The organism is Deinococcus detaillensis, assembly GCF_007280555.1.
GTDB classification, from domain to species: domain Bacteria; phylum Deinococcota; class Deinococci; order Deinococcales; family Deinococcaceae; genus Deinococcus; species Deinococcus detaillensis.
Genome location: NZ_VKDB01000007.1, coordinates 40,986 through 62,922 on the forward strand (window position 1 = coordinate 40,986; position 21,937 = coordinate 62,922).

Sequence of the window (21,937 nt, forward strand, 5' to 3'; positions counted from 1 at the left end):
GAGCCGCCTTTTGAGTGGAGAAGCCGCTGAGCTTTCTATCCACTATTCAGAGCAGGGAGATGCGACGTGAAGGTAGAGTTGAATTTGAGCGCCAAACAAACCACCATGCTGGCCGCCGTCCTCATCACCGGACTGGCGGGCGCGGCCACCATCAAAGCGGGCAAGTTAGGGCTGGTTGACGTGCAGCAAGTGATTGCCAGCAGCAAAGGCGGCGCGGATTTTACGGCCATCAACAAAAAAGCCGACTCGGCCCTGGCGATTCAGGTCAAGACCATTCAGACGCTGCAAAACAAGATCAGCAGCGGCAAAGCCAGCGCCGCCGATGTGCAGACGCTCAGCAAAGCCCAAACCACTTACCAAACCGCCAGCAAAACCTACGACGCTCAGCGCCAAAAAGCCTTCGCCCCGATTGCCCCGGCGGTGAACGCGGCGGTGGCGGCGGCGGCTAAAGCGCAGGGCTACACGGTGGTGCTCGATAAGCGCAAGGCGGCGGCCAGCGGCGTTATCATCTATGCCAACAGCCAAACCACCGACCTGACAGCGGCAGCACAAAAAGCACTTAAAAAGTAAAGCCGCTCTTTACCTGCCCGCCTTCCATTTTTGCTGGAGGGTGGGCAGCTTTTTATACTGGAGCTATGACTGAACCGGATAAAACGGAACCTGAAACGCTTGAAGCCGAGACTCCATTGGCCCGCCACCTCATCTTCGGTGAGCAGCACGACCGCATTCAGGGGCGCTTGGAGGAACTCGATCCCGATTTGGCCCGCTATATCCGTGAATTTGCCTACGACACGGTGTATCAGCGGGCCGGACTCGATCTCAAGACCAAAGAGCTGCTGGCCTGCGCCCTGCTGATTGGTCTGGGCGCACAGAGCGAACTCAAAACCCACCTGCGCGGCGCGTTGCGGGCCGGAGCGAGTGAAACCGAAGTGCGTGAAGCGCTGCTGTTCATGATTCCGTACCTGGGCTTTCCGCGTGTGGTGGCTGCTTTTGGACAACTTCAGAGCTTGCTGGAGAAGCAGAAAGAATAAGGAAACAACAATGCGCCGCCCAATTTTACGGGCGGCGCACTGTTCAGAAGACGATTCAGAGAAAAACGTTAAAGAATTTAAAAAAGAATCAAGCCGAGTTGGCCGGCATCCGCAGCGCATCTTCCGGCGGGGTGTAGGGCAATTCCAGCGCGTCGGCCACGCCCTGAAAAGTCAGCTTGCCGTTCATGGTGTTCAGGCCTTTTTTCAGCGCCTCATTGCCCAGCAGCGCACTCACGCCGTGATCGGCCAGTTGCAGCGCAAACGGCAAAGTCTGGTTGGTCAGCGCGAAGGTGCTGGTGCGCGGCACGCCGCCGGGCATGTTGGCCACGCCGTAGTGGATGATGCCTTCTACCAAGTACACCGGATCGTCGTAAGTGGTGGGGCGAATGGTTTCCACGCAGCCACCCTGATCGACGGCCACGTCCACGATGACGCTGCCTTCTTGCATCAGCGGCAACATATCGCGGGTGACGAGGTGCGGAGCGCGGGCACCGGGAATCAGTACCCCGCCGATCAGCAGATCGGTTTCGGGCAGCAGGGCGCGGATATTGGCCTCACTGCTCATCATGGTGGTGAGTTTGCCGAAGAACACGTCGTCTAGGTAGGTCAAGCGGCGGTGCGAGACATCCAGGATGGTAACTTTCGCGCCGAGTCCCATCGCCATTTTGGCCGCGTTGGTGCCGACCACGCCGCCGCCGATGATGACCACATGCCCCGCTTGCACGCCCGGCACGCCGCCGAGCAGCACGCCGCGCCCGCCCTGCGGCTTTTGGAGGTGGTAGGCTCCGGCCTGAACGCTGAGGCGTCCGGCGACTTCGCTCATCGGCGTCAGCAGCGGCAAGCTGCCGTCGCTGCTCTGCACGGTTTCGTAAGCGATTCCGGTGGTGCCGGAAGACAGCAGCGCCTCAGTGAGGGCGCGGTCAGCGGCGAGGTGCAGATAAGTAAACAGCAGCAAATCGGGGCGCAGGTAGCCGTACTCGGCTTCAATCGGCTCCTTGACTTTGACGACCATCTCGGCGGCCCACGCTTCGGCCACGCTGCCGAGTTCCGCGCCGGCATCACGGTAGTCTTGATCTTGGATGCCGCTGCCCACGCCCGCGCCGCGCTCCACGGTGACTTGGTGGCCGCGCCGCACCAGCATGCCCACGCCGCCGGGGGTGAGGGCCACGCGGTTTTCTTTAACCTTAATTTCCTTGGGAAGACCTATTTTCATGACGCTCCTTAGCAGTGGCTCTACAGATTTCAACTTGAATGCGCCCTTATACTAATCTTCTCAGCGCTCCGAAGATTGCCGAAGATAGCCCAGAAATCAGGCGTTCTGGCAATATCATTGCGCCAAAATAAGCGCTAGACTTCAAAAATGTCTCAAGCCGAACTTGACGCCGTAGATCGCCGCATTTTGGGTATTTTGCAGCGCGACGGGCGCATCGCCAACACCGAACTCGCCGACGAGGTGGGCCTGACGCCTGCGCCCACGCTGCGGCGGGTGCGCAGGCTGGAGGAAGAAGGCATCATCCGGCGCTACGTGGCTCTGCTCGACCCCAAAAAAGTCGGGCGCGACCTGACGGTATTCGTGAATGTCAGCCTCGATAAGCAAACCAAGCCCGGCTTTCAGACGTTTGCCGAGCACATGAGCCGCCGCCCCGAAGTGCTGGAATGCTACCTCTGTTTGGGCGAGAGCGACTTTCTCTTAAAAGTCTGCGTACCGGATCTGGACGCTTACCAACGCTTTTTGGTGGACGTGCTGGCGGCCATTCCGGGCGTCAGAAATACCAACAGCACCATCATCGTCAAGCATGAAAAGAGCACGACCAGTTTGCCGCTGGACTGAGCGCACTCAGGTTCAGGCGGTCTGCTCCAGTCAGGGTTGTGGCAGAGGTTCGGCGCTACACTGCTGGGCGTGTCATGTGTCTTGAGGGCCGTTGGAGCCGAATTTGAAGTCGACGCTTTTTTGCGGCGCAGCCGATTTTCACCGCTGAAAGTCTGGCGGCGCGGCGACCGGGTCAGCGCCAAATCCGCCGACGAAACCGGGGCGGCCTCCCCAAAGCATGGGCAATCCGGCTTCGCGGCGCTGGCCAGTGCGGCTTCGTTCCGCAAGACAGCGCAGCAAGTCAGCGACGCGACTTTTTTTCTGCGGCGGCACGAAGCGGCCCTCTCGGCGCTGGCCGATTGTCCTGGCGTGGAAGCGATTTTGCTGGATTTCGGCATCGAAGACTGCCCGCTGCACTGGAAAAAAGATGAAACCCAAACCAGTTACTTTCCGCCGGAATTGCTGGTGCTGATGGCCAAGCTGCGCATCGGTTTGGTGGTCACGCGCTACCCCGAAACCGCCGACTGAAGTTGTGGCGGGGGCGCTGGGGACACCCATCCCACGCCGGAGGCCTAGAGTAAGGCCTCATGAAGTGGTTAACCGCTGCTCTCCTTTCCGTCGCCGCCGTGCTGGGCGGCTTGCTGCTCGTGCGCGGCAACACTGCCGAAGCTCTTGGCGGCACCGCCCTCGACCCCTCGCCAAGCATCAAAGCCATGCCGATGCTCGGCGACAACGGCCAGCCCGCCGATCTGGGCGGCCCCGCCGAGCAAGTCCGGCTGGTCTTTTTCGGCTTCACCCGCTGCCCGGATGTCTGCCCGCTGACGCTGGGGCGGCTCTCCAAGCTGTATGGGCAACTCAGCCCTGAGCAGCAGCGCAAATTGCGAGTCGAGCTGGTGAGCGTCGATCCTCAGCACGACTCGCCCAAAATCCTCAGAACGTATCTGGATAATTTTGACGCCAGCTTTCGCGGCCTGACCGGCACACCCGCGCAGGCCAAAGCTGCCGCCAACGCCTTTTTCATTCTCAGCACCACTACGGGCGGCAATATCTTGCACGGCGATCAGGTGGCCGTGCTCGACCGCCAGGGCCGCTTCCGGCGCGTCTACAACAGCGAATCGCTGGGCAGCGGCGAACTGGCCAATGATCTGCCGCAGTTGCTGAAGGTGTACTGAGCGAGCGGCTAAAGGTGCAAATTTTCAAACTGACCTCTCAACGAAAGCAGGCCACCCCTTCTGATGAGGGTGGCCTGCTTTTTACTCTTTTAGAACGTATTGGGCGCTATTTCCCAGCCCCCGGCCCCGCCGTGACTTCCACGATGTTGTCGGGATCAAGCAACTCTTTGGCGGCCTGATTGACCGCTGCGGGCGTGACCGCGTTGATTTTGGCTTGATAGTCGGTCAGTTCGCTCAGCGGCAAACCGTCCGAGACGAGGCCGGTGAAGGTAGAGGCCAGCGCAGCGGGATTGGACAACCCGACGATGTAACTGCTGAGCAGGCCGTTTTTGGAAGTGGCCACTTCGGTGGTGCTCAGGCCGTTGTCGCGGATATCTCTGAGGATATTGAGCGCTCCCTGGATGGCCTTGTTGGTGTCTTTGGGATTGGTTTGCAGTGAAATGGTAAACGCGCCGGGCTGCTGAAGCGCCGCGAAGCCGCTGCTTACGCCGTAGGTCAGGCCCTCTTTGTCGCGCAGCTCGGTGCCGAGGCGGCTCGACAAAGTGCTACCGCCCAGCACGTCATTGAGCACCAGCGAGGCGTAGTAGCGCGGATCAGAGCGGGCAATGCTCTGGTATCCCAGATAGGTGACCGACTGCGTTTTGCCGGGCAAGTCGCCGCCCGCCGTGACGATGCCAGCAGGTTTGCCAATGACCGGGTACACCACTTTGGGCGCGGGGCCAGCCGCTTTCCAATCGCCAAACTTCTGGTTCAGCAGGGCCTTGACGCTCGCCGGATCGAAGTTACCCACCAAGGTCAGCACCGTGGCGTCGGGGCGGTAGTAGGTTTTGTAAAAGGTGGTGGCGTCTTGCTGGGTCAGTGCGCCGATGCTCTCAGGGCTGCTGAACACCTGCCAGGGATTGCCCGCCGGATACAGCGTTTTGCGGAAAATTTTGATGGCGACGCTGCCGGGGTCGTCGTTGGCCTGCACGGCTCCCTGCACGGCGCGGGCCTGCGAGCGCTTGAATTGATCGGCAGGAAAAGTGGCGTTTTGGAGGATATCGGAGAGCGCGGTGAGCAGCACCGGCAAGTCCTTGTCGCGGCTGGCCCCGCCGATCTGCACCCCGAAGCGGTTGGCAACTGGCGCGAGTTGAGCGCCCACATCGTCGAGCAGCTTGGCCAGCGTCAGTTCGTCGCGGGACTTGGTGCCGGAGAGCAGGTTACCCGCCACCAAGTCCACCAGTCCGGCTTTGGCGTCGGTGTCGAATTCGCGGCCCGCCTTGACGCTCGCCGCCAAGCTGACGGTGGGCGTCGAGGTGTCGCGCAGCAGCATCACCGTCATGCCGTTGGCGAGGGTGATTTTTTCTGGCAAAGTAATTTTGGCCTGTCCCGAAGGCGTAAATGCAGGCAAATACTTGGCAACTTCGGCGGGGTCAACCGGCGGCCCGGCGTTAAAGGCTTCTTGGGTGGCTCCGCCCGCACTCGCGCCGCCGCCCGCGCCCGCTTCGGCTTTGATCGGCTCGAAGTAACCCACCGTGCGGCTGGCTTCTTGCAAGTACTTCTGGGCCACCCGCTGCACATCGGCGGGCGTGACTTTTTGCAGCGCCGCCAGAAACTTGTCGGTGTACTGGTAATCGCCGGCGGTGGTGGCGTCCATACCGAGGCTGGTGGCCTGCGCGTCGATCGAGCGGGTATCCAGCAAAGTACTGGTGCTGATGCTGGTTTTGGCCCGCGCAATTTCCTCGGCGCTGACGGGGGTGTTGCGGACGTCCGCCAGCGTGGACAGCAGGGCGGCGTCCAACTTGGCCAGCTCGGTATTGGGCGTGGGCGTGAAGTTGAACGAGTACCAACCGCCGCGCAAAAACTGATATGGCGCGGTTCCGCCGTCTGCGGCCAAACCCGACTCGAACAGCGCTTGATACAGCTTGCTGGTGCGCCCCGACAGCAGCACATAATCCAGCACCTTGAGGGCCGGAGCGTCGGGGCTGTTCACGTCCGGCAGCGGATAAACGGCGCTAAGCAGCGGCGTGGAACCCGCTTCCTTGAGGACAATCGGCGCTTTGGGCGGCGTCTTGCCGAGGGTGGCCTCGCTGCCGCCGGGCACCAGCGGAGCGCTGGACGCCACCGGAGCGGTGCCCGCCTTGCCGAGCTTGCCGAACGCTGCCGTGATCTGCTGCATCATCTGCGGCGTGCTGAAATCGCCCACCACGATGAGGGTGGCGTATTCGGGCGAGTAGTATTTTTGGTAATAGGAGCGCACTTCGTCGGCGGTAAAGCCCTCGATGTCTTTGCGGGTGCCGCCCACCGTCAGGCCGTAAGGAGAACCGGGAAAGGCGGCGGCCTGCACGGCACTTTCCAAACGGTAAGCCGGATCGTTTTCGTCGCCTTCAATTTCGGAGAGCACCACGTTGCGCTCACTGTTCAGCGCCGCCGGATCGATTTTGGCGTTGACCATCCGGTCGGCTTCGAGTTGCAGCGCCGCGCCGGCTTTTTCGCGCTCCACCACTTCGTGATAAGCGGTCTGGTCGTAGTAGGTAAAGGCGTTGAAATCGGCTCCGAGTGCGCCGAGCAGGCGGCCAAACTGCACCGGCCTGTCGGTGGTGCCCTTGAACATCAGGTGCTCGAGTTGGTGGGCAATGCCGTTGACGCCGGGAGCTTCGTTACGCGAGCCGATTTTGTAAAACACCTGCACGCTGACCACCGGAGCGCCGCGCACTTCTTTGGTGAGCACGGTCAGGCCGTTGCTCAGCACGGTGCGCTTGACGTCGCGGGTCAGGCTAAATTCACTGCCCGCTGCCATAATCGGAGCGGGCTTGGGCGCGGCGGTGACAGGTGTACTGCTGCCCCCCACGACGGCGGCCAGCACCGTGGAAGTGGCGAGGGCGGCGCTCAGGGCAAAGGTTGCGCTCAGAACTCGTTTCATGAAGCCTCCAAAACTCGGATGGGATGGAAGAGAACAAAAAGAGGGACGCCCTAGCCTAGCGCCAAATCCCAAGCGCCCGGAACACGGCAAGGTGAAAGCAGGTTAAGGACTCTGGCACTGACCCAGTGGGTAAAGGCGCAACAGGGAAGCGGCATACACTTAAGGTGCACCGCTCAGATTGGAACCGTTCCCACCGCCTGCCGTTATGCTGGAAGAATGACCAAGCCGCCTGAACGCGATGCTCTTTTGTCTGCCCCGACTCCTGCCGACCAGCCGGCGACCACGCCGACGCTTGAAGCCCAGCCCTACGAGATGACTCCCCAAGCCAAGCCGGTCAAAGCCAAGAAAGTTAAGGCACCGGCCAAAGCCGCCAAGCCGCGCCGCACCACTGCTGAGCTCCCTCTAACTGAATCTCTCCCTGAGCTGGGGGAAGTAACAGGCGGCCTCTCTCCTGACCCGCTGACCGCAGAACCCCAACCGCAAAAGCCCAAGGCCAGAGCAGAATCCAAAGCCAAGCCTAAAAAGGTCAAGGCAAAGGCAGTTCCGCAGCCAACCGAGAAAGCCGAGGAAACCGGCACCGAGCGTCCAGCCCCCCAGCCCGCACTCAGCGAAGCGGAGCAGCAGACCTTTGACATCCGCATGGAGCGCTACCAGAGTGACCTCGAAGGCAGCTTGCGGCGGGTCTACGGCGATCAGGTCGACGCCATCTGGCCGCGCCTCGAAGCGCTGCTGAAACGCTCTTTTGGCGAGCGTCCCACCGAACTCCGGCGCTTGGACGAAGCCCGCTTGCTGCGCCCCGATTGGCTGCAAGCGCCGGAGATGATCGGTTACGTGGCCTACGCCGACCGCTTCGCCGGAACGCTGAAGGGCGTCTCTGAGCACCTGAGTTACCTTGAAGAATTGGGCATCAAGTACCTGCACCTGATGCCGCTCCTGAAGCCCAGAGCTGGAGAGAATGACGGTGGATACGCCGTGCAGGATTACAAAGCGGTGCGCGAAGATCTGGGCAGCATGGCGGATTTGCGCTCTCTGGCCGGCGAGCTGCGGGCCAGGGGCATCAGCTTGGAACTCGACTTGGTGATGAACCACGTGGCCGAGGAACACGACTGGGCCGTGAAAGCCAAGGCGGGATACGGCAATTACCGCGATTACTTTTTGATGTTCCCAAACCGAGAGCAGCCCGACCTTTACGAGCGCACCCTCCCCGAAGTCTTTCCTGACTTTGCGCCCGGCAATTTCACCTGGAACGAAGCGGCCCACAGTTGGGTTTGGACGACCTTCAACAGCTACCAGTGGGATCTGAACTGGGCCAACCCGAACATCTTTTTGGAATTCGTGGACATCATCTTGCATCTGGCCAATCAAGGCGTAGAAATCTTTAGACTCGACGCGATTGCTTTCATCTGGAAGCGGATGTGGACCGACTCGCAAAACCAGCCCGAAGTGCATGACCTGACCCGCGCACTGAGGGCCGCCGCCCGGATCGTGGCCCCGGCGGTGGCGTTCAAGGCCGAGGCGATTGTGGCTCCCGGCGACCTGATCGCTTATTTGGGGCAGCGCGACCACCACGGCAAAGTCTCGGACATGGCTTACCACAATTCGCTGATGGTGCAGCTGTGGAGCAGCTTAGCGAGCCGCAGCACCCGGCTGTTTGAGCAGGCCCTGCTGGCCTTTCCGCCTAAACCGACCAACACCACCTGGGGCATGTATGTGCGCTGCCACGACGACATCGGCTGGGCCATCAGCGACCATGACGCGGGGATGGCCGGAACGGTCGGCTGGGGCCACCGCGCTTTCCTGAGCGACTTTTACAGTGGTGAGGCAGCGGGCAGCTTTGCACGCGGTCAGGTTTTTCAGGCCAACCCGCGCACCGGAGATAGGCGCATCAGCGGCTCGGCGGCCAGCTTGGCGGGCTTGGAAGCCGCTGAAACCGGGGCCGAGGTGGAATCGGCACTGAGGCGTCTGCGCCTCTTGCACGCCGTCACCATCGGCTACGGCGGCGTGCCGCTGCTGTATATGGGCGACGAACTGGCGCTGATGAACGATTACAGCTACGCCAGCGCCCCCGAACACGCCTTAGATAACCGCTGGATGCACCGCCCGCAGATGGACTGGGACAAGACCGAGGAGCGGCGCGACCCCCAGACGAGCGCCGGGAAGATGTTTGCCGCGCTGCGAAGCTTGATTCAGGCCCGGCAGCACTTGCCGCACCTGCACGCCAGCATCGAGTCGCGGGTCATCAAAAGTCCTAACGAGCATACTTTGCTGCTGCGCCGCACCCATCCGCAAGGCAATATGCTGGCCGTCTACAACTTCACAAATGAATTTCAGGCGCTGCCGGCCTGGGCACTGCGTGAGGTGGTCGGCGCTTATCCCCGCGACGCCATCAGCGGGCATGAGTGGAACCTCACCAATGAAGAAGTGGCTCTGGAGCCTTACGGGGCCTACTGGCTGATCGAGCAAGCGCACTGAAAGCAAGCCCAACGCCAAGAGCGCGTCCAGCTTTGGGCGCGTTTTTTTGGTTCCTCCACTTGGAGCGCGTGAGCAACGGTGGGGACGACTCGCATTTCTCAATGTATTTAGCGGCAAAATAGCGAGTATGACCCGTAAACCGCTGAAGCTGCCCACCGCCGCCGTGCTGGAACTGGCGAAAGTGGCCACCGCCCGCCTAGGCGCACTGAGCAAAGATCCCAAAGTCCGCGAGGAAGCCGTGCACGTCGCCGACGCCTTGCAGCGCCTGATGCAGGCCATTCGGGCGTCCAAGCCGCGCTGAGCGTGGTGTTCAGGCTACGGATAGGCGAAGCTTACGGCGGCAAATTGGACGGCAGGGCAGCTTCGCCAGAACTTTTAAGCGCTGCGGCGGCAAACGGGGCAACGAGGGCCCAGAACTGACCATGCTCATCACGGATCTCAACAACCCATTCGGCACGCCGATCACCGACCACGCTGGGCTGGTCTGCAACGTGTGGAGCGCAGGATTGGGCGAACCCAAAGAAGGCCACTACGCTGAACACACCGACCACTCCGCGCTGCTGAGTCATAATTTTCAGCTCAGGCCAGTCCAGCCGGAGCCAAGCCAGTGAGCACCCTCGAAACCCGCAAGCTGCGCCACATTGAGGCCTGCCTGCGCCCAGAGAGCCAGTATCAGCGGGTCACGACCGGACTAGAAAATGTGGTGTGGCCTTATCATGCGCTGCCGGAACTGGATTTGGACGCGGTTGATCTGTCCACCACCTTTTTGGGGAAGCCCCTGCGAGCGCCCCTGCTGATCGGCGCGATGACCGGTGGGGCCGAGAAAGCGGCGCTGATCAACCGGCATCTGGCACAGGCGGCACAGCGCCTCGGCGTGGGGCTGATGCTGGGCAGTCAGCGGGTGATGCTGGAACACCCCGCCGCACTGAGCAGCTTCGAAGTACGCCCGTTTGCCCCCGACGTCTTGCTGATCGGCAATTTGGGCGCGGCGCAACTCCTTAAGGGTTACGGCGCGGATCAGATCACGCGGGCCATTGAGCTGATCGGCGCGGACGCCTTGGCCATTCACGCCAACCCCCTGCAAGAAGCCCTGCAACTCGGCGGAGATACCCACTGGGCCGGAATCGCGGCGCGGCTGAGCGAGGTGGTGGGGGCCGTGCCGTATCCGCTGCTGCTCAAAGAAGTCGGGCACGGTCTGAGCGCCGAGGTGGCCCGAATGGCGCTGGGCGCAGGACTGGCGGCGCTGGATGTGGCGGGCGCGGGCGGCACCAGTTGGGCGAGGGTAGAAGAACTGGTGCGCTGCGGCGAGGTGCGCACGCTGGATTTGTGCGAGATCGGCATTCCAACGGCTCAGGCGCTGCGTGAAGTTCGCGCCGCCGCGCCGCAGATCCCGCTGATCGCTTCGGGCGGCATTCGCACCGGACTCGACGCCGCCAAGGCCCTGATGCTCGGCGCGGACGTGGTGGCAGTGGCGCGGCCTCTTCTGGAGCCTGCCCTCATCAGCGCCGAAGCGGTGGAGGCGTGGCTGGAGAAGTTCATTCACGAGTTGCGGGTGGCTTTGTTCGTGGGGGGCTTTAAGGACGTGGCGGCGGTGTCGGGCAAGTCAGCGGACTGAGCCGGCAAACAGGGCTGGCCGCTCAGCCTCCGGGCGGGAATGTCGCCGCGCCAGTGCAAGTAGTTGCGGGCGTAAATGGCGGCAAAAGCCAAGGCGCTCAGCAAAAAGCCGTACTGACGGCTGGCAAGGGCGTACGCCACCCACAGCAGTTGACCGACGAAGCCCACCAACCAGCCCCAGCGCTTGCCTGAGCCACTGGCCCACAGCGCCGTGACGCCCAAAATCGGCAAAACCCAGGACCAGTACGGCCAGACAGCTGCATTCACACCCTCACCTCACGGCGTAGGCTAGTGGGGAGGGCGTCAAAATGCTGTCAAAAGCGGGTTAAAGAACTTCAGAAATAGCCCTTCTGTTGCTGATACGCTCCCGCCAACCTCACTCAACTTGGTCCCGGTTGACAGGTGAGACGACGGGGAGGTCCCAACTTGCACACCTTCACCCTTCAGCCCGCCACCCTCGAGACGTTGCCGGATTTGCTGGCTCTGCTGCACGACCGAGTGGACGCCGCAACGCGGCTGACCGCTTTGAAAGAACGCCTCGCCAGTGGGCAGCTGACCCTGAAACAGACCTTGCTGCTGCGCTCGGAGCGCGGTGTGGAAGGCAGCATAATTCTGCCCAGCAATTCCCGCGTTCCCCTCATACCGACTTACCGGGCAGACACGTCGCCGGAAGCCGTGACTGCCCTAGCCCGCGCCCTTCATGAGCGGGCCGCCCCGCAGCAACTCCTTTTACTGGATGGTGCTCTCGCGCCGCTCCAACCGGCTCCGTTGGAGGCTGCCGGGTGGCTGCTGGACGATCATCAGATGGTCTACGAAACCGATTTGGTTGCCTGCCCCTCCCCGCCCGATCCGCTGGCGCAGATGGTGGACGCTGATCGCCCCGATGTCCGCGACTTGCTCGGCGCGTTGGGGCAAGCAGAGTTAAAGCTCGCTGAAGGCTGGACGCTGATTGGCCTACCGGACGCCAGCGGCTCACTGGCCGCCCTCGGCGCGGTGGGCCCAAGCGGACGCCCGGGCTGGGCCAGCATCAATTTGATCGGTGTTCAGTCTCAGGCGCGTGGGCAAGGTCTGGGAACACGATTGCATGCTCATCTGCTGGGCGTGGCGGCGGAGCAGTACAGCCATCATGGCGGCGGCACTGAAGCGGACAACCACGCTATGCGCCGCGTCTTCGCCAAGAACGGATCGCGCCACACCAGCACGCAGATGTATTTCAAAAAAGCGCAAGGCTGAAGCGGTTGACTGAAATTACTTGCGGAGTCTACGTTCCTAAACCCAGAAAGGCCCGGTAGCGCTCCAACTCTGCCGCCACTCCCCTTTTCAGCGCCGCCGTTTGCCGCACGCCGCTCACGAATACCGACTACTTTTGGCAGCTTCCCTTTTGGCTCATTTTAGCTAGAACGCTCTGGAGAGAGTTGTCTTCTTCATCGGGAATCACAGCCCCTTCCTGTACCTGTCCGCTCTCGTTGAGCGCTCCGCCAGTCACCAACTCCAAAGAAGTCTGCTGATTGAGCTGAATGATTGTTTGGTAGCCTATCGCTCCAAAAGTTGATTCTCCATAGAGTCGGTGATGCAATTTTTTGAAGATCAGCGCCATCATCTCGGCAGCACTCTTGGTATTTCTGTTGACGATCAATGAAATGTTTTGAGTCGTGGAAATATATCGCCGGGTTTTGAACTCAATAGCTCTGTTATCACCGAAGTCAACTCCCCTATCATCAATACTGATTGCTATAGGTTGTCCCTGTTTTTCCTGCAGTGATAAAAGCTCACCATTTGGCAAGAGTGGCGAAAGCGCCGCAATGAGCGCATAGAGATTGCCGCCCGTGTTATCTCTCAAATCAATCACCCAGGCGCAGGATTTGCCGTGATTTTTAATAGCAGCTATTCCAGACTCATAATAAGTGTCCAAGTTACGACTATCCATTTGATTGGGTACTTTCAGAGAGGCTACTCCATTCTCGTCATCTACAGAAAACCCACTACTATTACCCAACGGTAGATCGGGGAGTCGAACCTGAATATCTGCACCCGCTCGCTGGACATCCAAAGTCACGCCAGAGGTCGTTCCGAGATTTAGGATTCTGTCTCCAATTTTCAGACCAGTTGGAAAGCGTTGGTCTAATACAGTGACCAAACCTGAAGAATCTACTTTTACCTTATAAAACATCGCCAGTTGATATAAATTTACCTTTCCGTGACCCAAAATATAGAAACTGTGATTATCATTGAGTTTGAGCAGTATCTCGCCCAAATATGGAAGAATATCCTGATCGCTTTTCATTTTTCCGCTATTTCTGATCAACTCTGCTCTTTGAGCATCCCAATTCACATTTTCAGACATAAGCGCTCTAGTCTTTATGATACTCAGTGCTCTCAGCCCAAACGAAAGTGGCGTTTGACCGAAAGCGACTGTACCCACGAAAAACACTGTTGTTATGCCAAATACTATTCGCTTTCTCTGCATATACACTCCCATCGGACTGTTTAGATTTCGTTTGAGGCGGTGATGATCAAGTACGCCTTTAGAGTTGTAGAAAGCTTTCATAGCGCTCCAACTCCGCCGCCACTCCCCTTTTCAGCGCCGCCGTTTGCCGCACGCCGCTCACGAAATGGAGTTCGCTTTTCAGTTCGCCCTGCTCCACCTTGAGGTTAGCCCAGCCCACCGCCCGCTCATTCCAAAACAGCGGCAGAGCGTAGTAGCCCAGCACCCGTTTGGCCGGCGGCGTGTAGGCTTCAAGCTTGTAGATCCAGCCGTGAAGGTGAGCAAAGCGGCGGCGATCCCACACCAACGGATCAAACGGACCGACCATTCGCACGCCGCTGGGCACGCACGCTTCTAAATCCGTGCCGGCAAGCCAGACGTACTTGAGGCCGTCGATGCTGGCGCTGCTCAGTTCTTCATCCAGAGCCGATTTGAGTGCCGCCCGCAGTTCGCTTCGCAGGTGCGGCAGGCCGTAACCGCTGAGACTGAGTAAATAGCTGAGACTAGCCTGCGGCAGTGGCCCGTAGAGCTGCGCCAGCAAACGAACGACAGCGCGGGCACGCTCGCTCTCGGTTTGGGGGGGCGCGGCCCGCAGCTCAGCCAGATGCGGCGCGGGGCTATAGAGCCGCACGCCGCTGATTCGCCGCGAGATTCTCAGCAGGCCCTGATAGTGCAGGCCGTCGAGGGCGCGGGTGCTGGCACTGCTCTGGCCGCCCCAAGCGTTGCCGACCCGCACCGGTCCGAACGCCGCCTGCACTTCTCGGGGATGCACTTCAGCGCTGGGGTGCGCCTCCACGAACGCCAACACCTCGGCCAGCAGGCCCGGCGCTTGCGTTTCTATTTTGAGCGCCCCCACTCGGCGCGGATGCAGTAGCGCCTGCACCCGCCTCGGCACGAAACCGTAATTGGGCAGCATATCTTCCTCAGCGTCTAGCGCAGGATAAAGCCGCTCCAAATCGCCCGCTCGGTAGCCCGAAACCCGCTGCATCAGCGCCAAGTCTTGAGCACGGGCAGGAGCACGGATTGGGTCGGCCTGCAAAAAGCCCATCCGGTCAAGTGCCGCCTGAAGGCTCGGCTGCGCGGCCAGCGTGCCCAAAGCAGCAGCGCGGAGCTGAGCGGAGGTTAAGACCATAGCGGGAGTGTAGCGCTCCCATTTTGCTTTGGACAGAACAGAGGGATGGGGCAAGCAAACGTCCGGTGCATAAACTTGACTTTGGCTCAATACCGCGCTATAGTTTTCCTATCAATCAAAAGAAAGCAGCCGCCCGCGAAGGCGGATTTTTTATACCACATTTTTTGGCCCTCCACAAAAAAGCCCCGCCGAGCGGCTTAAACGCTGGGCAGAGCAAACGACTTGGTTAAGGCTTAAAGCTGGCTCAGCAATTCCTGAACACGGGCCTTAAGATCGCCTCTGGCCTGCGGCTCGCCGAGTTGGTGCAGGCCGCCGTGATAAGCGTCGGGGTCTCCGAACAGCTTGGAGAGCAGTTCAAATTCGCGCTGGCTGCGCAGGCTGGCGTCGTCGCGGAACATGTTGACGTAGCGCTCCTGAAATTGCCAGTCAGGCAACTTGCCGTCCACGTAGTCCTGCATCAAGTGCTTGTAAGGCGCGACATTTCCCTCGGCCACTGCCACCGCGCCGTCACGCTTGGGAACCTTGCTTTCGAAAACCGGCCCGAGTTGCTCAGGGCTGATTTCCCAATTATTGACTTCAAAGGTGGGTTTGGCTTGGTCAAACAAAATAAACTGCGGCGATTGGTGCTGAATGCCGCTGAGGTCGGCCACATGGTTGCTGGCCGGACGCCAGTCCACCACCCGAATAAAGCCCACCGGAAGGTCGTGCTTGGCGAGGTAAGTTTCTAAGACGCCAAAGCCCTGCATGGTCTTGTGGCAGGTTCCGGCCTTGAAAACGGCGGCCTGTGGATACTGCGCCAGAAAGGTGTCGACTTCTTCGGGGGTGGTCAGCGCCACCAACACTTGGGCTTGAGCAGCTTGAGTTTGATCGGTTTGAGTCATACTTGGATTGTACTCCCCGCTTTATTAAATGAAGTGACGCCCGCCACCGTTTAGTGCATTTGTCCGGATACAGGTCAGCAATTGGCACGCCACATCACTCGCGACACGCTGCTGACCCCAGGAAACTAAGCTCCAAGAGACTGAGCCATCTAAGCTCGCGCGTGGACTTCTGCGGCGTCCAGCGCGGCGATTTCACTGACGGAAAAGTGGTAATGCTCGTTGCACCAGTGACAGACCACTTCTTGCCCACCGTCTTCGATCATGTTTTGGCGCTCGCTCATATCGAAAAAGGCCAGTGACGCCACTGCCCGTTCGCGTGAGCAGCGGCACTGGAAGCGGGCGGCTTGGGCCTGTGGAGCCGCCACCAGATTCAGGCCCGCCGTCGCCTTCTCCATGACCTCCAACAGCGAGACGAGCCGCAGGTTGTCGGTAAAACTGCCCATCGCCGCGATGTTTTGCTCTAAAGCCTGCAAAGTTTCGTCGCTCACTCCCGGCATGGCCTGCACAATCAGGCCGCCTGCTCTGGCCACCCGCCCGCCTTCTTCGTAGACGCCGAGCTGCACCGCGCTGGGAATTTGTTCGCTGGACGCCAGATAGTACGCCACGTCTTCGGCAATTTCGCCGCTGATGAGCTGCACGCTGCCTGTCCACGGCTCGGCACTGTCGAGGAGGCGGGTGACGGCCAGTTCGCCTTTGGTGCCGACCAAACCGCTGACATCCAATTTGCCGTCGCTCTCCCGCAGCGGCAGATCGGCTTCCGGCTCGCGCACGTAGCCGCGCACCGAACCGTCGGCGCTGCCCTCGGCCACCAGCCAGCCCAGCGGCCCGTCGCCCTGAATGCGGAGGTTGACCCGGCTGTCTACTTTTTTGCCCAGAATGATGGCCAGCAGCGCCGACGCGCTCAGGGCGCGGCCCAGCGCCGCCGTCGCCGTTTTGCTGAGGTGGTGGCGCACGCGGGCTTCTTCCACGATTTGAGTGGCGTCAATGGCCACCACCCGCAGCGTGCCGCCCGCCGCCGTGCCGCGCAGAATGTACGAGCCTATATTCTGGGAATCTTGCATTACAAAATCTTATACAAGGACACTCAGATTCAAAGTGTGAAGGAATGGAATTGGGCGGGCGGAGGGAGCCAGGCCGCCGCTTATTTCTGCGAGGTGATGAAACTCAAATTGCGGTCTTGCTGCGCCCGGTCTAGGCCGTAGCCGAACACGAAGGCGTCGGGGATGGTAAAGCCGAGGTAATCCACCGGCACTTCCACTTTGCGGCGGCTGGGTTTGCTCAGCAGCGAAGCGACCTTCAGGCTCGCCGGGCCGCGCTCACCGAGGTAGCGCAGGATGTAATCCATGGTGCTGCCGGTGTCGATGATGTCTTCGACCAGCAGCACATGGCGGCCCGAAATCGGGAAACTGAGGTCTTTGACCAGTTTGACTTCGCCGCTACTCTGCTTGGCGTCGCCGTAGCTGCTGGTCTGCATAAAATCGATGGTCAGCGGAATATCGAGCAGCCTCACCAAGTCGGCGTGAAAGAGAAACGCGCCGTTGAGCAGACAAATCAGGTGCGGATTGTGTCCGGCGTAGTCTTGGCGAATTTGAGCGGCGAGTTCGCGTACACGGGCCATCAACTGCTCTTCGCTGATCTGCACGGGGCCGTCACTGGGCCGAAGCTGCTTTTGTTGAAACACGGTCATGCGCCCCAGCCTAGCAGACGGTGAGGCGGCGGAGCTTAGGGACAGGGCGCGAGTACTTTTCTGCGGTGATACCGACCTCCTATACTCCGTTCATGACGCCCGCTCACCGCTTTTCTCCTCCCTCCAAGGCCTACACCGCTCCCGGCGTACTGGGCCGCATCGTCTCGGAACGCACGCAAGATTACGCGGGCGCGTCCTTTACACTCGGCGCAGCCCGGCCACGCGCCCGGCGCTTTCACGCCGCTCTGGCAGCAGCGGGCCTGCAACTGATTGCTGAAGTCAAGGGAGCCAGCCCCAGTCAGGGCGCGATTGCCAAACTCGATCCGGCAGCGGCGGCCCAAAGCTACGTGCGCGGCGGAGCCAGCTGCCTCAGCGTACTGACCGAGCCGAGGCACTTTGACGGTTCAGCCGAGGCGCTGCGTCAAGTGGTGGCGGCGCTGGACAATTTGGCCGTGAAGGTGCCGGTGCTGCGAAAAGACTTCGTGATTCATCCCAAAATGCTGGAAGAAGCCGCCGATTGGGGCGCGTCCGCCGCCCTCTTAATGGTCAGCATCCTGGGGCCGGACGTGGGCGAGTACCTGCAACTGGCGCACCACTTGGGCCTGGACGCTTTGGTGGAAGTTCATGACGAGGCCGAGCTGGAAGTGGCGCTCGCAGCGGGCGCAGAGATCATCGGCGTCAACAACCGCGATTTGAGAACCCTCAAAATCGATTTGCACAACAGCCCCCGCATGATTGCCCACGCCCGCGCCGCCGGGTACGAAGGCTTGCTGGTGGCCGAAAGCGGTTACGCGACGCCCGCCGACATCAGCACCATTCGCCGCAGCGCTGACGCCGTGTTGGTGGGCAGCAGCTTGGCGGGCAGCGGGGATTTGGAGAGAGCGGCGCGGGCCATTTTGCAGGAACCAACACCAACCCAAGGAGAAAAATAATGGACTTCGAAGCCGGTCAGCGTTGGCACTACCACACCCGTGAGGGCGAAGAGCAGTCCACCTTGGGCATTTTGCGGCGCGAAGTCAACAACGGGCGGGCGCTGCTGCACATCCGCATCGAGGGCATCATTTTGCCCAACCCACGCGCCGAGAACGGCATTCAGACCGTGCTGGGCCACACGCCGATCAGCGCCGAGGCCCTTGAAAAAAGTGTGACGTTCCGCGCCGAGCAAGCCTTCGTGCCAGATGATTTCAGCGGCTATGAGACGTGGCGCGAGGCTTTTATTCGCCAGGAAGCCGGAGTCTTTACCATCAGCGTCAAAGAGATTTTGGATGTGGTGGAGCAGGGCTTGGCGGCGGGCCTGACCAAACCGAAACAGGATTTCAATCCAGTGTTCTTGAAGATCAACAAAGCCAACAAAGAGCTGCTCTAGGAATTGAGTGACGGAGCGTGATCAAAGCGCTGGGGGCGAGTATCACCTTGATCCATTGACGCCCCCGCCTCACCGGGCTTACAGTCGCACCATGACCGATTCATCCGCCCGCGCTGCCGGTGTCCTCTCTAAGTTTCGCTTGGACGGCAAAACCGCCGTCGTCACCGGAGCCACGCGGGGCATTGGCCGCGCTCTGGCCCGCGCCCTGGCCGAAGCGGGAGCCAACATCGTGATCGTGGGGCGCGACGAAGCGGCAGCCCGCGAGGTGGAAGCCGAACTGAGCGAACTCGGCACCCAGACGCTGGTTGTTATGGCTGAGATCACCGAACGGAGCGAAGTGGAGCGCCTGCTGGCGGCCACGCTGGAGCGCTTTGGCCGCGCCGATATTTTGGTCAACAACGCTGGAACTTGCGTTCACCGCCCGGCGCTGGACGTGACCGACGACGAGTGGCGGCAGGTCATGAGCGTCAATGTGGACGCGCTGTGGATCACCTCGCAGGTATTCGGGCGGCAGATGGTGGCGCAGGGCGGCGGCAACATCGTCAACATCGGCTCGATCTCGGCGCAGATCGTCAACCGCCCACAGTGGCAACCCGGCTACAACGCGTCCAAAGCCGCCGTGCATCAGCTCACCAAGAGCCTCGCGGCCGAGTGGGCACCCCACAATGTGCGGGTCAATGCGCTGGCCCCCGGCTACGTCAAAACCGATATGGCTCCGGTGGACGATCCCCAGTTCAAGCAGCGCTGGATTGACGACGCGCCGCAGCAGCGGGCCGCCTTACCGGAAGAATTGGGGCCAGCGGTGGTGTTTTTGGCGAGTGAAGCGTCTTCGTTTATGACCGGCTCGGTGTTGGTGATGGACGGGGGCTATACGCTGTTTTGAAGGTGCCGCCCAACCTGAGGTGGCCTGCACTCAAAACCCCCTAGCCCCCTCGAAGCCCTAAACTACTTCCCATGTCCTCCGATCTCCTCCCCAAAACCCAGCTCACCGCCGCCCAAATTGCCGCCGCCGTTCAGGGCGGTCAAAGTCCCCAGCGCTTTGTCCAAGACGCCCGCGACCGCGCTGAAGCGGATGTCTTCGGTTCGCTGATTAGCGTGCTGAGCGCCGAACAGGTAGACGCTCAAGCCGCCGAGGTGTCGCGCCGCTTAGAAGCTGGCGAAACCTTACCGCTGGCCGGCGTGCCCATCGTCATCAAAGACAATCTGAACCTGATCGGCACCGCCACCACCTGCGGCAGCCGGATGCTGGCGGGCTATGTCAGTCCTTACACCGCCACCGCCGTGCAAAAGGTGCAGCGGGCCGGGGCCGTCATCGTGGGCAAGGCCAACATGGACGAGTTTGCGATGGGGTCGAGTACCGAAACCGGCGCGTTTGGGGCCACCCAGAATCCCTGGGACCCCTCCCGCGTACCCGGCGGCACCTCCGGCGGCAGCGCGGCGGCGGTGGCTTCGGGTATGGTGCCGCTCTCACTCGGCTCAGATACCGGCGGCTCGGTGCGCCAGCCCGCCGGATTTACGGGCGTCTACGGCTTCAAGCCGACTTACGGGCGCGTCAGCCGCTACGGTTTGGTGGCGCACGCCAGCAGCCTCGATCAGATCGGGCCATTTGCTACCTCAGCCCAAGATTTGGCCCTGATGCTGGACGCCATCAGCGGACACGACCCGATGGACGCCACCAGCTTGGACGCCGCTCCCCACTTCGCGGCGGCACTCGGCGCAGATATTAAGGGTCTGCGGGTGGGGGTGATTAGCGAGTCGCTGGGCAGCAACACGGCGGGCGTGGAAGCGGCTTTGAAGCACATGCTGGACGCCCTCAAGGACTTGGGCGCGGCGGTCAGCGAAATCAGCTTGCCGACCCTCCAGCACGCGGTGGCCGCTTACTACCTAATCTCCACGCCGGAAGCCAGCAGCAATTTGGCCCGCTATGACGGCATGGTCTACGGAGAGCGGGTGGATGCGGGCGACGTGAACACGTCCATGAGTCGGGCGCGGGGACAGGGTTTCGGGCGCGAGGTCAAACGCCGTATTCTGATCGGCACCTACGCGCTCTCCAGCGGGTATTACGACGCTTATTACAGCAAAGCTATGAAAGTGCGCCGCCTGATCGCCGACGACTTCAACCGGGCCTTTGGACAGTTCGACATTCTGATCACGCCCACCAGCCCCTTTCCGGCCTTTAAGCGCGGCGAAAAAGTCAGCGATCCGGTGGCCATGTACGCCGCCGATGTGGATACGGTGGCGATCAGCTTGGCAGGGTTGCCCGCGCTGAGCGTGCCCGCCGGATTCGAGACGGTTGACGGCAAGCGCTTACCGCTGGGCATCCAACTGATCGCCCCCGCACTCAGCGACGAAAAACTGCTGACGGTGGCGAGCGCTTTGGAGCGCAGCGGAGCGGTGAAGGTGGAACTTGCTCCCCGCTGAGTTACCCACCGCTCCAGAGCTGGCCCACTTCGGTTTAGCCGCCCAGCACCCGCTGACCCGCATTTGGGAACCCGACGAGACACGTCTAGAGCGCCTCGCGGAGATTTACGAGTTTGATTTACAACTTGCTGGTGACCTCGACTTGGCTGCCAAGCGGGCCGAGTTTCTGGACGTGGGCCAAGGCGCACAAGCGTTCCTCAACCGCTGGGTCAATGTCCCGCCCGACCTCCACGCCATGCTGAGCATCCGATTCGAGGGACTGGACAGAGCCAAACCCTTCGTGGACGCCAGTCTGCTCAGCCGCCCGCTGACTGAGCTGGATTTGCCCGCTCTGGCTGAAGTCGCCCGCGAGGTCTACGGAACATTCAAGCCGCTGTATTTGAGACTCTGGAGCGCCGCGCCTGCCGGACATTTTCCAGAAACCTCACCCGACAAGCGCTTTCTGGCCGCGCCGATTGTGGAGCTCAGAAAGGTGGACGTGCCGACCGAACTCAGTACCCGGCCCACCTCGGACTTACGGCATTACCCAGACGCGCAGGCCGCCTACGCCAGCGTGGACGCTCGGCACCCCGACCACCCGCAGCAAGCCCAAATCGAAAGTGAAGAAACCTTGCAGGCGTTGATCGAAGCGGGAACGCTCTTCGATGTGCTGGTCAATGGTGAGTGGGCCGGATACATCGGGAGCACCGAAAACTTCGCAGCCGATACGCTGGGCCTGGATGCTTATGTGGTGCAGGAATTGATTCTGGCCCCGCTATTTCGCGGCAAGGGCTACGGCACATTTCTCAGCACGCTGCTGGCCCGCGCTTTGCCGGATCAAAGCCGCGTGCTGATCGGCATCATTCACGCCGAGAATGAGGGTGCGATCACGGCGGCTCTGCGGGCCGGGCGGGTGGACGTGGGCGGCTGGATGCAGGTCAGACTGTGACCAGACAAGCCCGCTCCCCCCAGGTCGGGAAAGCGG

Annotated in this window: 23 protein-coding genes; 15 read left to right on the top strand and 8 right to left on the bottom strand. The window is 61.1% G+C overall.

Annotated features, from left to right (window positions below; translation table 11 throughout):
• Positions 1-66 precede the first annotated feature (66 nt).
• Both FNU79_RS08735 and FNU79_RS08740 read left to right on the top strand, forming a co-directional pair.
• Positions 67-570: an OmpH family outer membrane protein gene (locus FNU79_RS08735; RefSeq protein WP_143720475.1), complete on the top strand. Its 504-nt coding sequence runs from the start codon at positions 67-69 to the stop codon at positions 568-570.
• Positions 571-635: 65 nt separating this feature from the next.
• The gene (locus FNU79_RS08740; RefSeq protein WP_143720476.1) at positions 636-1,031 is read left to right on the top strand and encodes a carboxymuconolactone decarboxylase family protein; all 396 of its coding nucleotides are present in this window, start codon (positions 636-638) and stop codon (positions 1,029-1,031) included.
• A gap of 88 nt (positions 1,032-1,119) precedes the next feature.
• Here the strand turns inward: FNU79_RS08740 and ald are convergent, their stop codons facing one another.
• Positions 1,120-2,244, bottom strand: coding sequence for an alanine dehydrogenase (gene ald / locus FNU79_RS08745; protein WP_143720477.1), 1,125 nt, complete (start codon positions 2,242-2,244; stop codon positions 1,120-1,122).
• Between the two features lie 147 nt (positions 2,245-2,391).
• Here ald and FNU79_RS08750 point away from each other — a divergent pair, with 147 nt between their 5' ends.
• From FNU79_RS08750 to FNU79_RS08760, 3 genes are all read left to right on the top strand, one after another.
• Positions 2,392-2,862 carry an Lrp/AsnC family transcriptional regulator gene (locus tag FNU79_RS08750; protein ID WP_143720478.1) on the top strand — a complete coding sequence of 157 codons (471 nt, stop codon included), beginning with the start codon at positions 2,392-2,394 and terminating at the stop codon, positions 2,860-2,862.
• A 69-nt stretch (positions 2,863-2,931) separates the two neighbouring features.
• Positions 2,932-3,369, top strand: a complete 438-nt coding sequence (locus FNU79_RS08755; RefSeq protein WP_143720479.1) for a hypothetical protein — start codon at positions 2,932-2,934, stop codon at positions 3,367-3,369.
• A gap of 59 nt (positions 3,370-3,428) precedes the next feature.
• A complete protein-coding gene (locus tag FNU79_RS08760; protein WP_143720480.1) occupies positions 3,429-4,013 on the top strand; it encodes an SCO family protein in 585 nt (194 codons plus the stop codon).
• A 106-nt stretch (positions 4,014-4,119) separates the two neighbouring features.
• Here the strand turns inward: FNU79_RS08760 and FNU79_RS08765 are convergent, their stop codons facing one another.
• Positions 4,120-6,915 carry a M16 family metallopeptidase gene (locus tag FNU79_RS08765; protein ID WP_225429981.1) on the bottom strand — a complete coding sequence of 932 codons (2,796 nt, stop codon included), beginning with the start codon at positions 6,913-6,915 and terminating at the stop codon, positions 4,120-4,122.
• A gap of 216 nt (positions 6,916-7,131) precedes the next feature.
• Here FNU79_RS08765 and FNU79_RS08770 point away from each other — a divergent pair, with 216 nt between their 5' ends.
• The 4 genes from FNU79_RS08770 to fni all read left to right on the top strand — a co-directional run bounded on the left by FNU79_RS08770 (position 7,132) and on the right by fni (position 11,002).
• Positions 7,132-9,387, top strand: a complete 2,256-nt coding sequence (locus FNU79_RS08770) for an alpha-amylase family glycosyl hydrolase (protein WP_404825778.1) — start codon at positions 7,132-7,134, stop codon at positions 9,385-9,387.
• 127 nt (positions 9,388-9,514) lie between these two features.
• Positions 9,515-9,688 carry a hypothetical protein gene (locus tag FNU79_RS19090; protein ID WP_164473415.1) on the top strand — a complete coding sequence of 58 codons (174 nt, stop codon included), beginning with the start codon at positions 9,515-9,517 and terminating at the stop codon, positions 9,686-9,688.
• A 121-nt stretch (positions 9,689-9,809) separates the two neighbouring features.
• Complete coding sequence (locus FNU79_RS08775; RefSeq protein ID WP_143720481.1) at positions 9,810-9,998, top strand: hypothetical protein; 189 nt, start codon at positions 9,810-9,812, stop codon at positions 9,996-9,998.
• Positions 9,995-11,002, top strand: coding sequence for a type 2 isopentenyl-diphosphate Delta-isomerase (gene fni, locus FNU79_RS08780; RefSeq protein ID WP_143720482.1), 1,008 nt, complete (start codon positions 9,995-9,997; stop codon positions 11,000-11,002). The genes FNU79_RS08775 and fni overlap by 4 nt, the downstream gene beginning before the upstream one ends.
• Here fni and FNU79_RS08785 read toward each other — a convergent pair.
• Positions 10,927-11,268, bottom strand: coding sequence for a nicotinamide mononucleotide transporter (locus tag FNU79_RS08785; RefSeq protein WP_143720483.1), 342 nt, complete (start codon positions 11,266-11,268; stop codon positions 10,927-10,929). The genes fni and FNU79_RS08785 overlap by 76 nt on opposite strands.
• Before the next feature lie 159 nt (positions 11,269-11,427).
• On the opposite strand from FNU79_RS08785, the gene FNU79_RS08790 reads away from it, so the two are divergent.
• Complete coding sequence (locus FNU79_RS08790; RefSeq protein ID WP_143720484.1) at positions 11,428-12,234, top strand: GNAT family N-acetyltransferase; 807 nt, start codon at positions 11,428-11,430, stop codon at positions 12,232-12,234.
• Between the two features lie 127 nt (positions 12,235-12,361).
• On the opposite strand, the gene FNU79_RS08795 is transcribed toward FNU79_RS08790, so the two are convergent.
• The 5 genes from FNU79_RS08795 to hpt all read right to left on the bottom strand — a co-directional run bounded on the left by FNU79_RS08795 (position 12,362) and on the right by hpt (position 17,186).
• Positions 12,362-13,549: a S41 family peptidase gene (locus FNU79_RS08795; RefSeq protein WP_143720485.1), complete on the bottom strand. Its 1,188-nt coding sequence runs from the start codon at positions 13,547-13,549 to the stop codon at positions 12,362-12,364.
• The gene (locus FNU79_RS08800) at positions 13,527-14,618 is read right to left on the bottom strand and encodes a DNA glycosylase AlkZ-like family protein (protein WP_185974654.1); all 1,092 of its coding nucleotides are present in this window, start codon (positions 14,616-14,618) and stop codon (positions 13,527-13,529) included. Before FNU79_RS08800 ends, FNU79_RS08795 begins: the two co-directional genes overlap by 23 nt.
• Positions 14,619-14,851: 233 nt before the next feature.
• Positions 14,852-15,499, bottom strand: a complete 648-nt coding sequence (locus FNU79_RS08805; RefSeq protein WP_143720486.1) for a monothiol bacilliredoxin BrxC family protein — start codon at positions 15,497-15,499, stop codon at positions 14,852-14,854.
• 149 nt (positions 15,500-15,648) lie between these two features.
• Positions 15,649-16,560, bottom strand: a complete 912-nt coding sequence (gene hslO / locus FNU79_RS08810; RefSeq protein ID WP_143720487.1) for an Hsp33 family molecular chaperone HslO — start codon at positions 16,558-16,560, stop codon at positions 15,649-15,651.
• An 80-nt stretch (positions 16,561-16,640) separates the two neighbouring features.
• Positions 16,641-17,186, bottom strand: coding sequence for a hypoxanthine phosphoribosyltransferase (gene hpt, locus FNU79_RS08815; protein WP_124868696.1), 546 nt, complete (start codon positions 17,184-17,186; stop codon positions 16,641-16,643).
• Between the two features lie 92 nt (positions 17,187-17,278).
• On the opposite strand from hpt, the gene trpC reads away from it, so the two are divergent.
• From trpC to FNU79_RS08840, 5 genes are all read left to right on the top strand, one after another.
• Entirely contained in the window at positions 17,279-18,118 is an 840-nt protein-coding gene (gene trpC / locus FNU79_RS08820; RefSeq protein WP_143720488.1) for an indole-3-glycerol phosphate synthase TrpC, read from the top strand.
• Positions 18,118-18,552, top strand: a complete 435-nt coding sequence (locus FNU79_RS08825; protein WP_143720489.1) for a hypothetical protein — start codon at positions 18,118-18,120, stop codon at positions 18,550-18,552. Before trpC ends, FNU79_RS08825 begins: the two co-directional genes overlap by 1 nt.
• Positions 18,553-18,643: 91 nt before the next feature.
• On the top strand, positions 18,644-19,435 hold the full coding sequence (locus FNU79_RS08830) for an SDR family NAD(P)-dependent oxidoreductase (RefSeq protein ID WP_143720490.1): 792 nt from the start codon (positions 18,644-18,646) through the stop codon (positions 19,433-19,435).
• 71 nt (positions 19,436-19,506) lie between these two features.
• Complete coding sequence (gatA, locus tag FNU79_RS08835) at positions 19,507-20,973, top strand: Asp-tRNA(Asn)/Glu-tRNA(Gln) amidotransferase subunit GatA (protein ID WP_143720491.1); 1,467 nt, start codon at positions 19,507-19,509, stop codon at positions 20,971-20,973.
• Positions 20,960-21,901: a GNAT family N-acetyltransferase gene (locus tag FNU79_RS08840; protein ID WP_143720492.1), complete on the top strand. Its 942-nt coding sequence runs from the start codon at positions 20,960-20,962 to the stop codon at positions 21,899-21,901. The genes gatA and FNU79_RS08840 overlap by 14 nt, the downstream gene beginning before the upstream one ends.
• The last annotated feature ends 36 nt before the right edge of the window (positions 21,902-21,937 follow it).